Source organism: Streptomyces sp. NPDC087428, assembly GCF_044744085.1.
Lineage (GTDB): Bacteria > Actinomycetota > Actinomycetes > Streptomycetales > Streptomycetaceae > Streptomyces.
Genome location: NZ_JBIUXR010000001.1, coordinates 239,048 through 254,223, shown reverse-complemented (window position 1 = coordinate 254,223; position 15,176 = coordinate 239,048). Strand labels below are relative to the sequence as shown.

The following is a 15,176-nucleotide window of genomic DNA, read 5'->3' as shown; positions in this document are numbered from 1 at the left end:
TGGTGAGCGGCGAGCGTTGCATTCAAGCCCGGTGAACCCTGAAAGCGGAACCCCCACATCCGCATCGTTGACACGATCATCGCTTCAGTGGCTGCGCGCACACAGGGTCCGCACATCAGGGCCACACCGCACCCCGTCGTCGGTTACCCGGCGAAGCTCGTGTCACACTCCTCCCATGCGCGTGTACCTCGGCTCCGACCATGCCGGTTTCGAACTCAAGAACCACCTCGTCGAGTGGCTCAAGGCCCAAGGCCACGAGGCCGTCGACTGTGGTCCCCACATCTACGACGCCCAGGACGACTATCCGCCGTTCTGCCTGCGTGCCGCCGAGAAGACGGCCGCGGACCCGGACAGCCTCGGGATCGTCATCGGCGGCTCCGGCAACGGCGAGCAGATGGCCGCGAACAAGGTCAAGGGCGTCCGCGCCGCACTCGCCTGGAGCGAGCAGACCGCCGCGCTGGGCCGCGAGCACAACGACGCCAACGTGATCTCCATCGGCGGCCGGATGCACACCGAGGAGGAGTGCACGAAGTTCGTCGAGATCTTCCTCACCACCCCGTACTCCGGCGAGGAGCGGCACAGCCGCCGCATCGCGATGCTCACGGCGTACGAGAACACCGGCGAGCTCCCCCCGGTCCCGGCCCACCACCCGCAGCAGGGCTGACCGCCTCACACCCTCCCGCTGTGCCGCCGGCGCCCCCGGCGGCACAGCCATGTCCGCACCCCACCGCCCCGACCAGGAGAGCCGCCGTGCCCGAGGGACACACGATCCACCGCCTCGCGGCGGACCACCGGGACAGGTTCGCCGGCCGGCCGGTGCGGGTGAGCAGCCCGCAGGGCAAGTTCTCCGACAGCGCCGCCCTGCTCGACGGCCGGGTGCTCGGCGAGGTGGACGCGCACGGCAAGCACCTCTTCCTCGGCTTCGAGGGAACCGGCTGGGTCCATATCCACCTCGGCCTGTTCGGCAAGCTCGGATTCGGCACGGCCCCGGCCCCGCCGCCCACCGACACGGTCCGGCTCCGCCTGCTGACCGAGGAGCACCACGCGGATCTGCGCGGCCCCACCACCTGCGCCCTGGTCACCGACGCGGAGAAGCAGGCGATACACGACCGTCTCGGGCCCGACCCGCTGCGCTCCGACGAGGACGGCGAGCGCGCGTGGCTGCGGATCTCCCGGAGCCGGATCACCGTGGCCGCCCTGCTGCTGGACCAGAAGGTCATCGCGGGCGTGGGCAACGTGTACCGCGCGGAGGTGCTGTTCCGGCACGGCATCGACCCGTACCGGCCCGGCAGGGACCTCACCCGCCGCGAGTGGGACGCGATCTGGGCGGACCTGGGCGAGCTGATGCGCGAGGGCGTACGCAACAACCGCATCGACACGGTCCGTCCCGCGCACCTGCCCGAGGCCATGGGACGCCCGCCGCGGGTGGACGACCACGGCGGCGAGGTGTACGTCTACCGGCGCGCCCGTCAGGCGTGCCACATCTGCGGCACGGAGATCCGCACGGCGGACCTGTCCGCCCGGAACCTCTTCTGGTGCCCGGGATGCCAGTCCCGCTGACCGGCCGAACCCGTCCGGCGGTCGGCGACCGAGGACAAGGCCCGGCGCCGACGGACCCGATACAGGCCCTAGAACCCCCGGGGCAGCCACGGCGCCACGTCGGACAGGAATGCCGACGACACCTCCGCCACCGCCCCCGCCCGCGACTCCCGTACCCGACCGGCCAGGGCCAGCGACCCCAGCGACTCGCCGCCCAGGTACACCGTCCCCAACTCCCGTACCGACAGCTCCAGATCCGCCGCGTCATCCGTGCGCTTGCACGACGCGCCCCCCTTCGCGTCGGCCGTCAGCCGCCAACGCCCCGCGTTCCAGGGGCAGAACGCGTCCTCGACCTCGAACACCACGTCCACCGGCGCCCGGTAGCTCCGCGCCTCCAGCGCCGCGCCCACGTCCACCAGCCGCACATGGAGCGAATCGCGGACCCGGACCTCGCACCGCCGCACGTCCGACACCAGATGCAGCACCGCGTCGTCCACCGGCCGGTTCCGCGCCTCGACCGTCGACGTCAGGTCGATCCCGAAGAGGAACCGCCACAGCGCCGCGTACGCCGCCGGGTCCAGCGCCGCCAGATCGCTCACCGAGACCCGGCCCCTGGGTCCCGACATGGTCCAGTCCGGCTTGATGTAGTACGTCGTGTAACCCACCACCTCGCCGTCCCGCTCGGCCAGCAGGCACTGCAACGCCGAACCGCCCTGCCGCGCACTCGCCGGATCGGTGAGCGACTTGCGCTCCCAGCCCGGACCGTGGGCCGGAGTGCCGGGCCGGCCCGCCACCAGGCGCGCGTACACGCTCTCGCACGCCGCGACCGCCTCGTCCCCCTTCGCGTACCGCAGCCGGATCGCGTCCGTACCCTCGGGGACGTCCAGCCGCACCCGGTCCGTGTCGATCTCCAGGGACATCTGGCGGGTCGCCGCCCCGTACCCGTACCGGCCGTAGATCACCGGCTCCGACGCCGTGAGCACGGCGATCGGCTCACCCAGTGCCCGTACGTCGTCGAGCTGGCGGCGCATCATCGAGGTCAGCAGCCCACGCCTGCGGTGGGTGGCCGCGACGCTCACCATCGTCACACCCGCGGCCGGCACCAGCGCCCCGCCAGGAACGGCGAGCCGGAAGCTGAACGCCCCTGCCGTGGCGACCACATCGCTGCCGTCCCAGATCCCGACCGAGCGCTCGTGCTCGGTCAGCGCCTCCTCCAGCTCGCGCTGCTCCGGCGACTCGGGGACTCCTCCGAAGGCGAGCTCCAGGCACTCGAACCATTCGTTCCATTCCGACGGCCGCAATACGCGGAGCTCTGTAGTCATATGCCATGACTACCAGGGGGGACGGCGGACGGGCGACCCGATTTCGAACGCATTGTCACAGGGGTCCCCCTGCACCGGAGGCCGTCGGGTGGATAAGGTCCCCGCAATGGCCCGACGCGCAGGAGCAGAGACCTACCCGGCCCGATTGAGGAAATCGGCGCACCGGGTACGCAGCACGCTGCGCAGATCCGGCGTCGACTACTTCCGCGGTGACGGCTCCGACTGGATCGCCCTGGCCGCCCTGCTGCTGGTCATCCCGGCCATCACCTGCGGCACCCTCCTGAACCCCGTGTGGTGCTCACCGACCGCCCTCGTCCTGCCGATCGTCGCGGGCGGCCTGCTGCTGCGGCCCGCCAGTCTGCTCGGCCTGTACGCGGCGGCGGCCGCCGCCCTGATCGTCGAGTCCATCTCGCTCGGCCCGTTCAAGGACGGCACGATCGGGGTCACCCCCGGAACCGTGCTGACGGTCGCGGCCTGCGGTTTCTTCGGGCTGGTGCTCGCCCAGTTCCGGGCCAGGGTCGGCGTGCCGTGGCGGCGCGGCGGCACCATGCTCTTCGACCTGCGCGAACGCATCCGGGTCCAGAGCGCGCTGCCCCGCCTCCCGCAGGGCTGGCACCGCGAGATGTCGCTGCGCCCGGCGGGCGGGCAGTCCTTCTCCGGCGACTTCGTCGTCGCGGCCCGCACCAACGGCGGCCGCACCCTGGAGGCCGTCCTCACCGACGTCTCCGGCAAGGGCATGGACGCGGGCTCCCGCGCCCTGCTGCTGTCCGGCGCGTTCGGCGGGCTCCTCGGATCGCTGCCGCCGCACGGCTTCCTGCCCGCCGCCAACGGCTATCTGCTGCGCCAGGACTGGGACGAGGGCTTCGCCACGTCGATCCATCTGGTCCTGGACCTGGAATCGGGCGACTACGAACTCCTCTCGGCGGGCCATCCGCCCGCCCTCCAGCTCCACGCCGGCAGCGGCCGGTGGGAGGAGAAGGCCGCGGAGGGCCCCCTGCTCGGGGTGTACGACGGGGCGGAGTTCGACGCCGTGAAGGGCTCGCTGGCCCCCGGGGACGTACTGATGCTGTTCACCGACGGACTGGTGGAGACGTCCGAACGGGACATGGCGGAGGGCATCGACCGGCTGACCGGCGAGGCCGACCGCTATGTCTCGACGGGCTTCGAGGGCGCTGCCTGGCACCTCATCGAGGCGTGCGCCAAGGACGTCAACGACGACCGGGCGCTGCTGCTTCTCTCACGTAAATCCTGAACCGTACGCAACCGTCCCGAACCGGACATACGTCAACGGCTTTCCGCCCGTCACTGGATCGGGGCGAGTGTGCCTCCGCGTCCGCCCGGAAGGATCCGGGCCAGCCAGTGCGAGCGTCCGGCCACCAGGGGTGCGAGGACCGCGAGGACGAGTACGTATCCGGCGATGAACGGCGCCAGCCGCTCGTCGAGTCCCGCGCCCGCCGCCATGGTGGCGAGGATGAGCGCGAACTCGCCGCGCGCCACCAGGGTGGTGGAGATGTTCGCCGTGGCCTGTGGGCCGAACCCGTAGAGCTTGGCGGTGGCTATTCCCGCGAGGACGTTCATGGCGAGCGTCACGGCGACGGCGGCCAGTACCGCCCACAGCACGACCGGCAGATCGCCGGGGTTGATGGAGAGGCCGAAGGCGAAGAAGAAGATCGCGCCGAAGGCGTCACGCAGCGGGTGGACCAGCTTGAGGATGCGTTCCCCCGAGGTGGTGCTGCCGAGCATCAGGCCGACCATGAAGGCGCCGATGGCGTCCGCGACCCCGAACCACTCCGAGATGCCGGCCACCAGGACCGCGGCACCGAGGAAGGAGATGACGAGGAGTTCGTCGTCCCGGGTGTTGATCAGCTTGCTGATGAGCTTGGTGCCGAACCGGGCGGCCAGGGCCAGCACCAGCAGGAAGCCGAAGGCCTTGCCGCCGTCGACCGCCGCCGCCGCGAGGCTGTCGGCGCCCGAGAGGATCGGCTGGAGGGCGGCCAGGTACAGCGCGAGGAACACGTCCTCGACGACGATGATGCCCAGGATCGGCTTGGTCTCCGGATTGCCGATCCGCCCCAGGTCGACCAGGACCTTGGTGACGATGGCCGACGACGAGATGCCGAGCACCCCGGCGAGCACCAGCGCCTCCGACGTGCCCCAGCCCAGCGCGAAGCCGAATCCGAGCCCGGCGCCGACGTTCAGGACGAGATAGGCGCCCCCGGCGAGCGCCATCTTGCGCCCGCCCGCCTTGAGGTCGTCGAGGTGGAACTCCAGGCCGAGGTAGAAGAGCAGCAGCACCAGGCCGAGCGCGGAGAGCATCTCCAGGTCGTGCGGGTCGGCGACGAGGACGATGCCGGGGGTGTGCGGGCCGAGCAGGATTCCGGCCAGGATGAACAGGGGGATGGTCGGCAGTCCGATACGGCTGCCGACGCGGGCGAGAACGGCGGCGGCGAGGAAGGCGCCGCCCATGGCGATGAGCGTGTCTGCGTGTCCGATGAGCCCAGTCCTTCGCTTGGTCAAGATAGCGTCAAGAAATCGTCAGTAATTAGTTTACCGAATGATTGACGTTGCAAGTATCGCCGCTCCGGCGGGCGCCCCCGAGAGCCCTCGGCCGCACCCTGGTCGGCAGCCCCGCCGGACCCCCCGGAAGGCACCCCCGGAGGGCACCCCCGGGAGCACCCTGGGGTTTCCCCCACCCCCGATCCGCCAGCAGCCGCCATGGCCCCGGACCAGGGCCGATCCGTAACTTCGGGGTATCGATCACGGATGGCTACGGAAGGCGGACACCATGGGGCTTCGGCGCACCGGAAAAGGCGCGCGGGAGAGCGTGCGGACAGCACGTGAGGCCCGGACGGCGCAGCCTCACGGGGGGCCCGACCCCGCGGGCCCGGCCGTCGAACTGCGCGGTGTCCGCAGGCAGTACGGCCGAGGCGGCGCCGCCGTCCACGCCCTGCGCGGCATCGACCTCACCCTGCCGCGCGGCAGCTTCACCGCCGTGATGGGACCCTCCGGCTCCGGCAAGTCGACCTTCCTCCAGTGCGCGGCCGGACTCGACCGGCCCACGGCGGGATCGGTCGGCCTCGGCGGCACGGAGATCACCGGCATGAGCGAGAACAAGCTCACGGAACTGCGCCGGACCAGGCTCGGCTTCGTCTTCCAGGCGTTCAACCTGCTCCCGTCCCTCACGGTCGAGCAGAACGTCGTCCTGCCCATGCGCCTGGCCGGACAGCGCACCGGCTCCGCCCGCGGCCGCCGCGAGGCCGCCGAGATGCTCGACCGGGTCGGCCTCGGCGACAAGGGGAAGCGGCGCCCCGGCGAGCTCTCCGGCGGACAGCAGCAACGCGTCGCCGTGGCCCGCGCCCTGGTCACCCGGCCCGACGTGATCTTCGCCGACGAACCGACCGGCGCCCTCGACACCACCACCGCCGGCGAGATCCTCCAACTGCTCCGGCACGCGGTCGACACCCTCGGCGCGACCGTCGTGATGGTCACCCACGACCCGGCGGCCGCCGCCTACGCGGACCACGTGCTCTTCCTCGCCGACGGTGAGATCGCGGACAGCCTGCCCCGCGCCGGCGCCGACCGGATCGCCGCCCGGATGACCGCCCTGACCGCCCCCGCCCACGCGAGGGCCGCCGCCTGATGTTCACGCCACACCTGCCGAACGGCCTCGCCCGCGCGGCCGTCCGCTTCAAACCCTCCTCTTTCGTGGGCACCTTCGTCGCCCTCCTGCTCGCCGCGGCCATCGTCTCCGCCTGCGGCATCCTGCTGGAGACCGGCCTGCGCGCGTCCGTACCGCCCGACCGCTACGCGAAGGCGCCGGTGATCGTCGCCGCCGACCAGCGGGCCCGGCTGACCGTCGGCAGCGGGGAGGACCGGCACGAGGAGGCCAGTGCGCTGCCGGACACCGCCCGGCTGCCCGCCGCACTGGTCGCGAAGGCCGCCGCCGCTCCCGGCGCCGCGGCCGCGATCGGTGACGTCGGCTACCCGGTGCACCAGGGCTCCGCCCCGCTCACCGCGCACGGCTGGGGCTCCACCGCCCTCACCGGCACCCGGCTCGCGTCCGGCCACGCCCCGCGCACCGGCGAGGCCGTCGTCCCGGCCGGCGGCCGGGCCCGGACCGGTGACCGCGTCACCCTGGACACCCCGGCGGGCGCGAAGGAGTTCCGGGTCTCCGGCACCACCACCGCCGACGCCACCGTCTGGTTCACCGACCGCCAGGCCGTGGCGCTCTCCGGCCACCCCGGCCGGGTCGACGCCATCGCCGTGCTCGCCGCCGACGGCACCGCCACGGACACCCTCGCCCGCCGGGTCACCGACGCCGTCGGCCACCCCTCCGGGATCAGGGTCAGCACCGGGAACGACCGCGGCGCGGTCGAGGACCCGGGCCTCGCGGAGGCCAGGGAACTCCTGACCGGGCTCGGCGGCTCCTTCGGCGGCGTCGCCACGATGGTCGCCGTCTTCACCGCCGCCGGTACCGTCGCACTCTCCGTCGGCCAGCGCAGCCGCGAATTCGCGCTGCTGCGCGCGATCGGCGCCACCCCGCGCCAACTGCGCCGCACCGTCGCCACCGAGTCCCTGCTCGTCGCCCCGCTCGCCGGGGCGATCGGCTGCCTGCCCGGAATCGCCCTGGCCTCCTGGTGGTTCGGCCAGCTCAAGGAGAAGGGCGCCGTCCCCGAGGCCGTGGCGCTGCGGGTCTCCTGGCTGCCGCTGACGATCGCCGTCGCCGCCACGATGCTCACCGCACTGGCCGCCGGCTACACCGCCGCACGCCGCCCGGCGAGGACGAAGCCGGGCCTCGCCCTCGCCCAGTCCGCCGTGGAACGCCCCCCGTTCGGCTGGATCCGTACGCCGCTGGGGATCGCCGCACTGGCCGGCGGCGGCGTGTTCGCGGGCGTCGCCGCCTCGCAGACCGGCGAGGACGCGGCCAACGCCGCGCTCGGTGTCGTCATGCTCTTCATGCTCGCGGTCGGCCTGCTCGGCCCGCTCATCGCCCGGATCTGCGCCGCGGTCCTCGGACTCCCGCTGCGGGCCGGCGGCGCGTCGGCCTCACTGGCCGCGGCCAACTCCCGCGCCAACTCCCGGCGGATGGCATCCGCGATCACGCCGATCGTCCTCGCCATGGCCTTCTCCTCGACCCTCGTCTTCATGCACACCAGCGAGGACCGGGCGATCGAGCACCAGCAGCGCGACGGCATCACCGCCGACCACATCGTCTCCGCGCCGGCCGGTCTCGCCTCCGACGCCACCGAGCGCGCCGCCGCGACCCCCGGCGTCTCCACCGCCGTCGGCCTGCTCCGCACCTCCGTCCTGGTGCCCGCCGGATCGGGCGGCGACAGGTGGCTGGAGAGCGCCCCCGCGCAGGGAGTCATCGGCTCCGGCCGTGAACTGGCCGAGGTCCAGGACCTCGACGTGCGTACGGGATCGCTCGACGCCCTCGCCCCCGGCACCGTCGCGATCGACACCACGCTCGCCGGCTCGGTGGGGCTGCGCACCGGTGACCGCCTCGCGCTGCACCTGCCGGACGGCACAGAGGCGTCCCCGAGGATCGTCGCCGTCTACGGCCGGGGCCTGGGCACCGGACTCGTCACCCTGCCCGCCACCGATCTGCGGGGCCACGTCACCTCGCCGTACGCCTCCGACGTGCTCGTACGGGCCACCCCGGCGGCCGCGGAACGGCTCGCCGTACTCGGCACCGTCACCGACGCGTCCGGCTACGCCACCGCGCAGAGCCGGGACCGTGAGCTCAACGCCTGGGCCAACACCGTCATGGCCGCGGTCCTCGGCGGATTCGCCGCCGTCGCGGCGGTCAACACACTGGTGATGACCGTCCTGGACCGGCGCAGGGAACTGACCATGCTCCGGCTCGTCGGCTCCACCCGCCGCCAGGTCATGGGCATGATCCGCTGGGAGGCACTGCTGGTCACCGTGGCCGGGGCCGCACTCGGCACGGCCATCGCGCTGGCCACCCTCACCCCGATGATGCGCGGCCTGACCGGCGAATCCCCGTACATCCCTCCGGTGCTGTACGGATCGTTCCTGGCCGCGACCGTGGGCCTCGGCCTCACCGCCGCCCTCGTGCCGGCCCGCGCCGCCCTGAGCCGGGCCGCGGCCCGTCCGTAGAGTCGGCCCATGACAGCACCCCGCGCACAGCTGACCCTGGCCGAAGTCGAGCGCGTCGCCCGCGAGGCCCACGCGGGACAACGGGACAAGGCGGGCCGGCCGTACGCCGAACATCTCGCGGCCGTCGCGGAGGGCGTACGGGCCAGGGGCGGCAGCGACGACCAGATCGCCGCGGCCTGGCTGCACGACGCGGTCGAGGACGACGCGCTGTCGGCGCGGTGGCTGGCCGGGGCCGCGCTGCCGCAGGAGGTCAAGGACATGGTCCTCGCCGTCAGCAAGCGGGATGGCGAGGACCTGCCGTCGTACACCCGCCGCATCCTGGCCACCCCGGGCGCGCTGCTGGTCAAGGAGGCCGATCTCGCGCACAACGCGGACCCGGCCCGCCTCGCGGTGCTGGAACCGGCCACCCGTACCCGGCTGGCCGAGAAGTATGCGCAGGTACGGAGCCTGCTCGGGATCACCGCACCGAAATCGCCCACCGAACAGCAGATTTGAGCCAACACGGCGAGGCCCGGCCCGGACGCGGGCCGGGCCTCGCCGGATTCAGATCTTGGCGGCGTCCCGCCGGAACGCCCAGTTCATGTCCGGCTCGGTCACACAGCGCATGACCCGCCGCACCGGAGGCGTGCACAGCAGGGTCACGCCGGCCGCCGCGGCCAGGGTGACGAGCACCAGACCGGTCGGCGAGATCAGCCAGTCGTAGCGGTCGAAGAGGCCCGCGTAGTCGGCGCCCTTCACCAGGAACCCGTGCAGCAGATAGCCGCAGATCGTCCCGGTGCCCAGCACCGTGAACCACATGTGACGGCGCGGGACCAACGCCAGGAACCCGATGGTGAGCAGCGTCGCGCAGCCGAACAGCGCGAGGGTCATCACCGCGCCGGACCACCACGGGGCGTTCATGTCCTGGGCGCTGGAGTCCCGCAGGAACCAGCCCAGCTGCATCCGGGGCGCCGCCCAGTAGGCGAAGACGGCCGCACCGGCGAACAGCGGCAGGGTCAGCAGCTGCACCTCACGGCGCTTGACCATCCGGAAGTGCTCGGGCCTGAGCTGGAGCCCGAGCACGAAGAACGGCAGGAACTGCAGGACGCGCGGCAGGTCGAGATCGTCGCCGATGCTGGGCGCGAACGAGGCGAGGACGGCGATCACGAGCGAGACCGCCAGCGGGTGCCGCAGGTTCTGCCAGATCGGTGTGGTGAGCCGCCAGATGAACAGGGCGGCCAGGAACCAGGTGAGGTACCAGGGCTCCAGCAGGCTGATCGCCGTATCGGGTGAGTCGTTCGCGTACCGCCGGAACAGCGAGTACGCCGTCTCGAACACCACATACGGCACGGCGACCCCCGTGACCAGGCGCTTCACCTTGGCGGGGGTCATGCTGAACGAACGGGAGAAATAGCCGGAAATGATGATGAAGGCCGGCATGTGGAACGTGTACGTCACCATGTACAGCGCGCGGGCCGCCCGGCTTCCCTCCATGACCGGCACCCATGAGTGCGCCACCGCGACCAGCACGATGGCGAGGTACTTGGCGTTGTCGAAGTAGGCGTCACGCTTCTTGGCGGGTGCGCTCCGCGCGGGCCGTTCGGCCACCGCCACCGCGGAGGGGGAGTCCGGGGTGCTCGCGGGCGTTTGGGGTCTGGGCTCCGACTCCCGGGTCGCCGGGGGGTGCGGGGCCCTCTGGAATACGTTCGGAGCGTGGAACATCTCAAGCACCCTAGACGTCTCGATTGCATTTCGTAAAACCGCCATCGGATATCGCGTGTGCCCGATCGATCAAAAGCCAAACCTTCGATTTTTGACCGGTTTGGGAGTGTTAATCCTCCTTAAATGGTGCATAACGGGCGGCAGTTGGGGAGGGTGAATTACGTCGCATTCGGCCCGCGGAATTCCATGTGAATAAACTGTGTGGGTAAGGAAACGATCACCGTTGCAGATCATTCCCGGCCATCCTTCACTGCCGCCCGCGCCGCCCCGCGCCGCCGTGCGGCTGCTGGGTCGGCGGCCGCGCCCGGCTGCCGGGCACCGGCGCGCGACCGGCGCAAGATGGCGCGATACCGACCGGTCCAAGCGTCACCTGGCAGCGACCACAGGGGAGTTGGTGGCACGATGGACGCCAACGGAGGTGTGCGCGGACGCACACTTCTGGGCCGGCAAGGCGGACCGACCGAGGGTGTGATCAGTCGTGGCCATTTCACTGTCTGTGGTGCTTCTTTTTGCGATCATCCTGGTGGTCCTGATCCGAGGCGGCTCCATCAAGGCCGGACCCGCGATCGTCGCGGTGCTCTTCGGCTTCTTCCTGGCATCGACCGGCATGGCGCCGTCGATCCAGAAGTTCATGGACTCCATAGCGCAGAGCATCAACCAGATCAGCTTCTGATCAGGGGCCGCGGATGAGCAGTTGATCCGCGGCAGCTCCGTACCCCGGGAACGCGGAAGGCCCGGTCCGGCAGCCATCCGGGAAGGATGTCGCCGGGCCGGGCCCGAGGCATGGAGCGGGCGACGGGAATCGAACCCGCGTAGCTAGTTTGGAAGACTAGTGCTCTACCATTGAGCTACGCCCGCATGCAACGCACCGCAGGTCACGGGGACCGCGGCACGAGAAGCATCGTAGCGGGTCGAGGGCGCTGCCCGCACACCCGATCGCCGCACCCGGTGTCGCGTTGCGCGACGCCGGAGGAAAAGCGGCCGATGCACCGCCGCTCTGCATGTACCCTACGTGTCGCACCGACGGGGTGTGGCGCAGCTTGGTAGCGCGTCCGCTTTGGGAGCGGAAGGTCGTCGGTTCGAATCCGGCCACCCCGACCACCGGCAGGCTCGCATTGTGGGAGTTCTACCCCTTGCCGTTACTATGCAAAATGCGTGCCCGTGTGTCTGATGTACCGGGCTCGGTCCGCGAAGCCGCCACGTGTGCGGTGGAGCAGAACCCCAAGAAGTCAGCCACAAGGAGACCGAACCGTGAAGAGCGCCGTGGAGACCCTGAACCCGACCCGGGTTCGGCTCAGCATTGAGGTGCCCTTCGAGGAGCTCAAGGACAGCCTCGACGCGGCGTACAAGAAGATCAACCAGCAGGTCACGGTGAAGGGGTTCCGCAAGGGCAAGATCCCCAACCGGGTCATCGACCAGCGGTTCGGCCGTGGTGCTGTGCTGGAGGAGGCCGTCAACGACGCGCTCCCGAAGTTCTACACCGAGGCCGTCAACGAGGGAGAGCTCAACGTCCTCGGACAGCCTGAGGTCGACATCACGGAGCTGAAGGACGGCGAACTGCTGGCCTTCACCGCCGAGGTTGACGTACGCCCCGAGATCGAGATCCCGGACTACTCCGGCATCGAGGTCACCGTCGACGCCCTCGAGGTCAGCGACGAGGACGTCGAGAAGGCCGTGGAGCAGCTCCGCGAGCGCTTCGCCTCGACCAACCCGGTCGAGCGCGCCGCCGCCGACGGCGACGTCGTGACGATCGACCTGACCGCCAAGGTCGAGGGCGAGGTCCTGGAGGACGGCGTGGCCGAGGGTGTCTCGTACACCATCGGTTCCGGCGAACTCCTCGAAGGCATCGACGACGCCGTCACCGGCCTGGAGGCGGGTGGCGAGACCACCTTCACCTCCGAGCTGAAGGGCGGCTCCGCCGAGGGCAAGGAGGCCGAGGTCACCGTCAAGGTCACCGCGGTCGCCGCCCGTGAGCTTCCCGAGCTGGACGACGAGTTCGCCCAGATGGCGAGCGAGTTCGACACGCTCGACGAGCTCAAGGCCGACAGCCGCAAGCGGCTGGAGAGCACCAAGCAGTACGACCAGGCCACCCAGGCCCAGGAGCGGGTCCTGGAGGAGCTGCTCAAGCTCGCCGAGGTCCCGATCCCCGAGAAGCTGCTCGCGGACGAGGTCCAGACCCGCAAGCACAACCTGGAGCACCACCAGCTCGGCCAGATGGGTCTCGACCTGGAGAAGTACCTGGAGATCCAGGGCAAGACCCTTGAGGAGTTCGAGGCGGAGACGTCCGAGCAGGCCGTCAAGGGCATCAAGACCCAGTTCATCCTTGACGAGCTCGTCAACAAGGAGAAGCTGAACGTCAACCAGGAGGAGCTCACCGAGCACCTCATGCGGCGCGCGCAGTCCTCCGGCATGAGCCCCGACCAGTTTGCCCAGGCCGTCGTCGAGGGTGGCCAGGTGCCGATGCTCGTCGGCGAGGTCGCCCGCGGCAAGGCGCTGGCCGTGGTCGTCGAGGCCGCCAAGGTCGTCGACACCAACGGTGAGGTCGTCGACCTGGAGGACGACGAGGACGTGGCGGAGGAGGCCACCGAGGCGGTCGAGGCCGCCGAGGGCACCACCGAGGCCGTGGCCGACGCGGCCGAGGAGAAGACCGAGGCCTGAGCCCCGCTCTGAACCCGTACGACGGGCTCCGGACGCAACCGCGTCCGGAGCCCGTCGTCGTATCCGCCGGCGTCCCCCACAACCCGTGTGCGGACTGCGGAGCTTGCGCTCCCAGCGAACAGTTGCGGAAGCGGGATGGCGTTGTCCCACCTGCGCGTTAGGGTCCATGAATAGGAAGGGTCGGGGAGTCCCGGCCCACCCGGTACGAAGACGCTGAGACGGCCGGAGCCGTCAGAGACGAGCAGGTGGATACGTGACGAATCTGATGCCCTACGCCGCCGGAGAGCCGTCCCTCGGTGGAGGCCTCGGTGACCAGGTCTACAGCCGACTGCTCGGCGAGCGCATCATCTTCCTCGGTCAGCAGGTCGACGATGACATCGCCAACAAGATCACCGCGCAGCTGCTTCTCCTTGCCGCCGACCCGGACAAGGACATCTACCTCTACATCAACAGCCCCGGCGGCTCGGTGACGGCCGGCATGGCGGTCTACGACACCATGCAGTACATCCCGAACGACGTGGTCACCATCGGTATGGGCATGGCCGCCTCGATGGGCCAGTTCCTGCTCACCGGCGGCAGCGCCGGCAAGCGCTTCGCGCTCCCGAACACCGACATCCTCATGCACCAGGGTTCGGCCGGCATCGGCGGTACGGCCTCGGACATCAAGATCCAGGCCCAGTACCTGCTGCGCACCAAGCAGCGGATGGCGGAGATCACCGCCCGCCACTCCGGCCAGACCGTGGAGACGATCATCCGCGACGGCGACCGCGACCGCTGGTACACCGCGGAGGAGGCCAAGGACTACGGCCTCATCGACGAGATCATCACGATCGCGTCGGGCGTTCCGGGCGGCGGCGGCACCGGCGCCTGATCCGGTACCCACCGGACCGCGTCGCACCGCACCGCATCTCTCGTACGCCGAGACACCCAGGGCCTGCTCCGAGCCGGCCCGCGGCGTCGCGGCGCCCGGCACGCACGCTCGCCGCACCGGACGAACGTCCGAGTGGCTCCGCTACGAGAACACTCGTCCGGCGCGCAGATCGCACGCACCGAACGCCGCTCCTTCTTCCACGGGCCGACTCAGAACAGGCCCTGGCCCACAGAACGCCACCAGGATGGTGAACACCCACATGAACAACTTCCCCGGCGCCTCCGCGAGCGGCCTCTACACCGGCCCGCAGGTGGACAACCGTTACATCGTGCCGCGCTTCGTGGAGCGCACCTCGCAGGGCGTGCGTGAGTACGACCCGTACGCGAAGCTCTTCGAGGAGCGCGTGATCTTCCTCGGGGTGCAGATCGACGACGCCTCCGCCAACGACGTCATGGCGCAGCTGCTGTGCCTGGAGTCGATGGACCCGGACCGGGACATCTCGATCTACATCAACAGCCCCGGCGGCTCGTTCACCGCGCTCACCGCGATCTACGACACGATGCAGTTCGTGAAGCCGGACATCCAGACGGTCTGCATGGGCCAGGCGGCCTCCGCCGCGGCCGTGCTGCTCGCCGCGGGCACGCCGGGCAAGCGCCTGGCGCTGCCGAACGCGCGTATCCTGATCCACCAGCCGTCCTCGCAGACCGGCCGTGAGCAGCTCTCCGACCTGGAGATCGCGGCCAACGAGATCCTGCGGATGCGGAGTCAGCTGGAGGAGCTGCTGGCCAAGCACTCCACCACGCCGATCGAGAAGATCCGTGACGACATCGAGCGGGACAAGATCCTGACCGCCGATGACGCCCTGGCCTACGGCCTGGTCGACCAGATCGTCGCGACCCGCAAGACCGCGGCCGGAGCGGCCGCCTGACGTCGGCCTTTACCCCTTGGTACGGCAGGGTCACCCG

13 protein-coding genes and 2 tRNA genes are annotated in these 15,176 nt (G+C 70.7%); 11 read left to right on the top strand and 4 right to left on the bottom strand.

Annotated elements, in window-relative coordinates:
• Positions 1 to 175: 175 nt before the first annotated feature.
• Positions 176 to 664 carry a ribose-5-phosphate isomerase gene (locus ACIO3R_RS01125; RefSeq protein ID WP_363030866.1) on the top strand — a complete coding sequence of 163 codons (489 nt, stop codon included), beginning with the start codon at positions 176 to 178 and terminating at the stop codon, positions 662 to 664.
• An 86-nt stretch (positions 665 to 750) separates the two neighbouring features.
• Positions 751 to 1,560, top strand: a complete 810-nt coding sequence (locus ACIO3R_RS01120) for an Fpg/Nei family DNA glycosylase (RefSeq protein ID WP_402101977.1) — start codon at positions 751 to 753, stop codon at positions 1,558 to 1,560.
• A gap of 68 nt (positions 1,561 to 1,628) precedes the next feature.
• Here ACIO3R_RS01120 and ACIO3R_RS01115 read toward each other — a convergent pair whose 3' ends face one another.
• Positions 1,629 to 2,861: a GNAT family N-acetyltransferase gene (locus ACIO3R_RS01115; RefSeq protein ID WP_402101975.1), complete on the bottom strand. Its 1,233-nt coding sequence runs from the start codon at positions 2,859 to 2,861 to the stop codon at positions 1,629 to 1,631.
• Positions 2,862 to 2,967: 106 nt separating this feature from the next.
• On the opposite strand from ACIO3R_RS01115, the gene ACIO3R_RS01110 reads away from it, so the two are divergent.
• Positions 2,968 to 4,113, top strand: a complete 1,146-nt coding sequence (locus ACIO3R_RS01110; protein ID WP_363073958.1) for a PP2C family protein-serine/threonine phosphatase — start codon at positions 2,968 to 2,970, stop codon at positions 4,111 to 4,113.
• Between the two features lie 50 nt (positions 4,114 to 4,163).
• Here ACIO3R_RS01110 and ACIO3R_RS01105 read toward each other — a convergent pair whose 3' ends face one another.
• Positions 4,164 to 5,327, bottom strand: a complete 1,164-nt coding sequence (locus ACIO3R_RS01105; RefSeq protein ID WP_385037870.1) for a cation:proton antiporter — start codon at positions 5,325 to 5,327, stop codon at positions 4,164 to 4,166.
• A 319-nt stretch (positions 5,328 to 5,646) separates the two neighbouring features.
• Here ACIO3R_RS01105 and ACIO3R_RS01100 point away from each other — a divergent pair, with 319 nt between their 5' ends.
• The 3 genes from ACIO3R_RS01100 to ACIO3R_RS01090 are packed head-to-tail and all read left to right on the top strand — an operon-like array spanning position 5,647 to position 9,476.
• Positions 5,647 to 6,501, top strand: coding sequence for an ABC transporter ATP-binding protein (locus ACIO3R_RS01100; RefSeq protein ID WP_385037873.1), 855 nt, complete (start codon positions 5,647 to 5,649; stop codon positions 6,499 to 6,501).
• Positions 6,501 to 8,981, top strand: a complete 2,481-nt coding sequence (locus ACIO3R_RS01095; RefSeq protein ID WP_402101972.1) for an FtsX-like permease family protein — start codon at positions 6,501 to 6,503, stop codon at positions 8,979 to 8,981. The genes ACIO3R_RS01100 and ACIO3R_RS01095 overlap by 1 nt, the downstream gene beginning before the upstream one ends.
• A 9-nt stretch (positions 8,982 to 8,990) precedes the next feature.
• Positions 8,991 to 9,476, top strand: a complete 486-nt coding sequence (locus ACIO3R_RS01090; protein ID WP_385037879.1) for an HD domain-containing protein — start codon at positions 8,991 to 8,993, stop codon at positions 9,474 to 9,476.
• Between the two features lie 48 nt (positions 9,477 to 9,524).
• On the opposite strand, the gene ACIO3R_RS01085 is transcribed toward ACIO3R_RS01090, so the two are convergent.
• Entirely contained in the window at positions 9,525 to 10,682 is a 1,158-nt protein-coding gene (locus ACIO3R_RS01085) for an acyltransferase family protein (RefSeq protein ID WP_402101969.1), read from the bottom strand.
• Between the two features lie 478 nt (positions 10,683 to 11,160).
• Here ACIO3R_RS01085 and ACIO3R_RS01080 point away from each other — a divergent pair, with 478 nt between their 5' ends.
• Complete coding sequence (locus ACIO3R_RS01080; protein ID WP_385037885.1) at positions 11,161 to 11,355, top strand: hypothetical protein; 195 nt, start codon at positions 11,161 to 11,163, stop codon at positions 11,353 to 11,355.
• A 111-nt stretch (positions 11,356 to 11,466) separates the two neighbouring features.
• Here ACIO3R_RS01080 and ACIO3R_RS01075 read toward each other — a convergent pair.
• Positions 11,467 to 11,540 (bottom strand) — tRNA-Gly (locus ACIO3R_RS01075).
• A 166-nt stretch (positions 11,541 to 11,706) separates the two neighbouring features.
• Here ACIO3R_RS01075 and ACIO3R_RS01070 point away from each other — a divergent pair.
• The 4 genes from ACIO3R_RS01070 (at position 11,707) to ACIO3R_RS01055 (ending at position 15,139) form a co-directional block, all read left to right on the top strand.
• Positions 11,707 to 11,783, top strand: a tRNA-Pro gene (locus ACIO3R_RS01070).
• A gap of 150 nt (positions 11,784 to 11,933) precedes the next feature.
• On the top strand, positions 11,934 to 13,340 hold the full coding sequence (tig, locus tag ACIO3R_RS01065; RefSeq protein WP_385037888.1) for a trigger factor: 1,407 nt from the start codon (positions 11,934 to 11,936) through the stop codon (positions 13,338 to 13,340).
• Positions 13,341 to 13,605: 265 nt separating this feature from the next.
• The gene (locus ACIO3R_RS01060) at positions 13,606 to 14,211 is read left to right on the top strand and encodes an ATP-dependent Clp protease proteolytic subunit (protein WP_362964028.1); all 606 of its coding nucleotides are present in this window, start codon (positions 13,606 to 13,608) and stop codon (positions 14,209 to 14,211) included.
• Positions 14,212 to 14,455: 244 nt separating this feature from the next.
• Positions 14,456 to 15,139 carry an ATP-dependent Clp protease proteolytic subunit gene (locus tag ACIO3R_RS01055; RefSeq protein WP_363030857.1) on the top strand — a complete coding sequence of 228 codons (684 nt, stop codon included), beginning with the start codon at positions 14,456 to 14,458 and terminating at the stop codon, positions 15,137 to 15,139.
• Positions 15,140 to 15,176: the final 37 nt, after the last annotated feature.

Coding starts and splice junctions, on each gene's coding strand:
- ACIO3R_RS01125 (WP_363030866.1), top strand. CDS start 176: ATGCGCGTGTACCTCGGCTCCGACCATGCCGGTTTCGAACTCAAGAAC.
- ACIO3R_RS01115 (WP_402101975.1), bottom strand. CDS start 2,861: ATGACTACAGAGCTCCGCGTATTGCGGCCGTCGGAATGGAACGAATGG.
- ACIO3R_RS01110 (WP_363073958.1), top strand. CDS start 2,968: ATGGCCCGACGCGCAGGAGCAGAGACCTACCCGGCCCGATTGAGGAAA.
- ACIO3R_RS01105 (WP_385037870.1), bottom strand. CDS start 5,327: ATGGGCGGCGCCTTCCTCGCCGCCGCCGTTCTCGCCCGCGTCGGCAGC.
- ACIO3R_RS01100 (WP_385037873.1), top strand. CDS start 5,647: ATGGGGCTTCGGCGCACCGGAAAAGGCGCGCGGGAGAGCGTGCGGACA.
- ACIO3R_RS01095 (WP_402101972.1), top strand. CDS start 6,501: ATGTTCACGCCACACCTGCCGAACGGCCTCGCCCGCGCGGCCGTCCGC.
- ACIO3R_RS01090 (WP_385037879.1), top strand. CDS start 8,991: ATGACAGCACCCCGCGCACAGCTGACCCTGGCCGAAGTCGAGCGCGTC.
- ACIO3R_RS01085 (WP_402101969.1), bottom strand. CDS start 10,682: ATGTTCCACGCTCCGAACGTATTCCAGAGGGCCCCGCACCCCCCGGCG.
- ACIO3R_RS01060 (WP_362964028.1), top strand. CDS start 13,606: ATGCCCTACGCCGCCGGAGAGCCGTCCCTCGGTGGAGGCCTCGGTGAC.
- ACIO3R_RS01055 (WP_363030857.1), top strand. CDS start 14,456: ATGGTGAACACCCACATGAACAACTTCCCCGGCGCCTCCGCGAGCGGC.